The 3,089-nt window shown below is 70.7% G+C and carries 5 protein-coding genes; 1 reads left to right on the top strand and 4 read right to left on the bottom strand.

Features of this window, described 5'->3' with window-relative positions:
• Positions 1–267 (bottom strand): homocysteine S-methyltransferase family protein (locus tag K206_RS39870; protein ID WP_043367501.1); only part of this gene is annotated, 267 nt, incomplete at its 3' end.
• Between the two features lie 177 nt (positions 268–444).
• Here K206_RS39870 and K206_RS0131700 point away from each other — a divergent pair.
• Positions 445–837 carry a rhodanese-like domain-containing protein gene (locus K206_RS0131700; RefSeq protein ID WP_020206339.1) on the top strand — a complete coding sequence of 131 codons (393 nt, stop codon included), beginning with the start codon at positions 445–447 and terminating at the stop codon, positions 835–837.
• A 143-nt stretch (positions 838–980) separates the two neighbouring features.
• On the opposite strand, the gene K206_RS0131705 is transcribed toward K206_RS0131700, so the two are convergent.
• The 3 genes from K206_RS0131705 to K206_RS0131715 form a co-directional block, all read right to left on the bottom strand.
• Positions 981–1,238 carry a DUF3567 domain-containing protein gene (locus K206_RS0131705; protein ID WP_017227282.1) on the bottom strand — a complete coding sequence of 86 codons (258 nt, stop codon included), beginning with the start codon at positions 1,236–1,238 and terminating at the stop codon, positions 981–983.
• Positions 1,239–1,473: 235 nt separating this feature from the next.
• Positions 1,474–2,316, bottom strand: coding sequence for a 3-oxoadipate enol-lactonase (gene pcaD / locus K206_RS0131710; RefSeq protein ID WP_020206340.1), 843 nt, complete (start codon positions 2,314–2,316; stop codon positions 1,474–1,476).
• A 77-nt stretch (positions 2,317–2,393) separates the two neighbouring features.
• Positions 2,394–3,089 (bottom strand): DUF3108 domain-containing protein (locus K206_RS0131715; protein ID WP_020206341.1); only part of this gene is annotated, 696 nt, incomplete at its 5' end.

Below are 3,089 nucleotides of genomic sequence, written 5' to 3' on the forward strand. Positions count from 1 at the left end.
GTACTGCTCGTGGATCTCGCTGATGACCTGCGGACGCGTGAGCAGCAGCAGCTCGTTGTTGCCCTTGACGTCCACGTGGTGGCCGGCGAAGCGCTCGCCGCGGTAGTCCGCCTCGGACAGCTTGTAGCGCTGGATCATGGTGCCCATCGCGCCGTCCAGGATCAGGATGCGCTGGCGCAGCAGGGCGGGCAGGCTGGCCGCGCGGGTGTAGGGGCGCGCCGGCGGATGCGCGGCGGGCAGCGAGGCGGAACTTGGGGCGGCGCTCATGAGGGGCTTCTGCGGCAGGGAAAAGATGTCGATTTTATCAGTTGCATCAATGGTTTGCGGATTACGCGGCGGCGCCGCCGGATGCCTCGCGCGCCGCCCGGCGGTTGCGGCCCGGCCGGCGCCGGCCCTACACTGCGGAAATCCCGCCCTCCCCCAACCCCAACGCAAACCCAGCCCATGCAACACCTCAGCCCCGTCGACGCGCAGGCCCTGCTCGGCGCATCGCCCGACGCGCTCTTCATCGACTGCCGCAGCGAGATGGAATACCTGTTCGTCGGCCATCCCAAGGGCGCGCACAACGTGCCGTGGAACGACGGGCCCGACTGGGAGGTGAACCCGCATTTCGTGCAGGCGGTGAAGAAGCTGGCCGGCCAGGCCTCGGCGCGGCCGGTGCTGCTGATCTGCCGCAGCGGCAACCGCTCGGCGGCGGCCGCGCGCGCGCTCGAAGGCGCGGGCTTCAGCACGGTCTACAGCGTGCTGCATGGCTTCGAGGGCGACCTCGACGCCGAGCGCCACCGCAACACGCTCAACGGCTGGCGCCACGCCGGCCTGCCTTGGGAACAGTACTGAACCGCCGCGCCGGCACTTGCGCGCGCGGCAAGAAGCAAAAAGCCCGTGCGCTCGGCGGCACGGGCTTTCCTGCTGCGCGAAGCCGGCTGCCGGCGCCGCCCTCCCGCGGGGGAAGGACGGCGGCCCCGCCGCGTCGGCTGCGTTCAGTGCATCACCAGCGGATGCGTCATCACGGTATCGAACTTCCCGAGGAAATCATCCACCTCTTCCACCGACGGCTCGCTTTCGATCAGACGCTTCACGTCCGCGCGAAAGCTCTCGGCCATCTGGCCGCCGAGGAAGATCTCGCGTTTCAGGTTCTTGTCGACGATTTCATAGCCGCCCGAGGCAAGAGGCGCATGCTCGACATCCGCACCAAACTCGACGATGCAATAGTTGTCGCTGTTGTAGATCATTTGCATGGCACACCTCCGGGCTGTCATGGGTTGGCGGCGGGCCCATCGTTGTTGCATTCGCCGGAATCGTGCCCCGGCCCCACCGCGATTTCACCTCCAAGCTGAGGGCGTCCGCCGTGTTTTCAAGATTCCCTGCCGGCGAACCGCTCGAACGACCGCTTTACTGCCCGATAAGCGTTCCCTCGTTATATTGGGCAACGGCGGTGCCGGCAAGTTCTTGAGCCGGGCGGAAAAGTCTTGCTCATGGCGCGGCGCACTGGGCCCCGCAGGCGGCACTGCCGAGAAATGCGTCGAGCACCGCATGAAAGCGCTCGGCCTGCTCGATGTGGGCCAGGTGCGCCGCGCGCGGCAGGATCTCCAGCCGCGCGGCCGGGATCGCGCCGGCGATCGCGCGCGCCATCGCCGGCGGCGCGCTCTGGTCTTCCTCGCCCGCCACCACCAGCGTGGGGCAGCGGATGCGCGCGATGGCGCCGGCCAGGTCGAACGCCATGATCGCCAGCGCCGTGCCCACGTAGCCGTGCACCGGCGCGGCCAGCAGCATCCGGCGCACGCGCTCGGCCTCGTCCGGGTGCGCGGCGCGGAACGGTCCGGTCAGCCAGCGCTGCAGCGTGCCGTCAGCCACGCCGGCCATGCCGTGCGCCTCCACGTGGCCGATGCGCTCGTGCCACATCGGGTGCGCCTCGAGCGGCGTGCGGTCGATGGTGTCGACCAGCGTGAGCGACAGCAGCCGCTCGGGATACCGCAGCGCCAGGGTCTGGCCGATCATGCCGCCGACCGACACGCCGGCGAAATGCGCCTCCGGCACCGCCAGCGCGTCCATCAGACCGGCCACGTCGTCGGCCAGCCGGATCATCGAGTAGGCGCCGATCGGCGCGTCGCTCTGGCCGTGGCCGCGCAGGTCGTAGCGCAGCACGCGGTAGCGCGGCGCCAGGTGCCGCGCGGTGGCGTCCCACAGGGTGTGGTCGGCGCCGAGCGCGTGCGCCAGGATCACCCAGGGGCCGTCGCCGCCGTCGATGCGCACATGCAGGCTGATGTCGCCGACGCGCACGCGGCGGCTTTCGGTGGGTGGCTGGACGGCATGCATGGCGGACCTCCTGAAATGACGACGGCACGAATGACGACGGCACGGCCGGCCGCCGCAGGGCGCGGCATGCGGCGGGCTCAGCGCAGCGCTTCGCTGTCGCGGTAGACGAGTTCGATCTGCGTGCCGTCGGGCTCGGTCTGCCGCAGCCTGACCGGCAGCCATTGCAGCGACGGCGCCAGCCACACTTCCACGCGGCGCCGGTCGCCGGGGTGCCGCGGCAGGCGCACGAAGTGCTTGGCCCGCACCGCGCCCTGGCCCGTATCGACGTCCTCTTCCCCCACATACTGCACCTGCATCGGCTCCAGGTCACGCGTGTCGCTCACCTCGAAACTCTCGGTCACGCCCGGCGCGGCGTAGCGCTGCGGATCGCCGCGCACCATGCCCACCAGTTGGAGGAACACGCTGAAACGGTCCTGCGCGGCGGGCGGCAGCGGCACCTGCTTGTCGCGCCCTTCGAACACCAGCAGGCCGCCGGCGCGGTCGAAGCGGGCCGCCTCCACGCGGCTGCGGCGGCTTTCCTCGTAGCGCTCGGGCGCCAGCCCGTGCTCGCCCACCGCGCCGCTGCTGAAGAAGGCGAAGCGGAACCACAGCACGTGCGTTTCCACCTCCAGCCGGTAGCGGCTGCCGTCGTTCTGCCAGCGGATCAGGCCGTCCGGATTCTGGATGCCGTTGACGAAGCTGGCGTAGTGCAGCAGCGTCGACGGCGGCGCCGCGTAGCGGGTGGTGTCGGCCGGCGCCGGCGCGGGCGCGGCGGCCGAGGCGGGCGCCGCCGG

The sequence above is a fragment of the Cupriavidus sp. WS genome (assembly GCF_000395345.1).
GTDB classification, from domain to species: Bacteria; Pseudomonadota; Gammaproteobacteria; order Burkholderiales; family Burkholderiaceae; genus Cupriavidus; species Cupriavidus basilensis_B.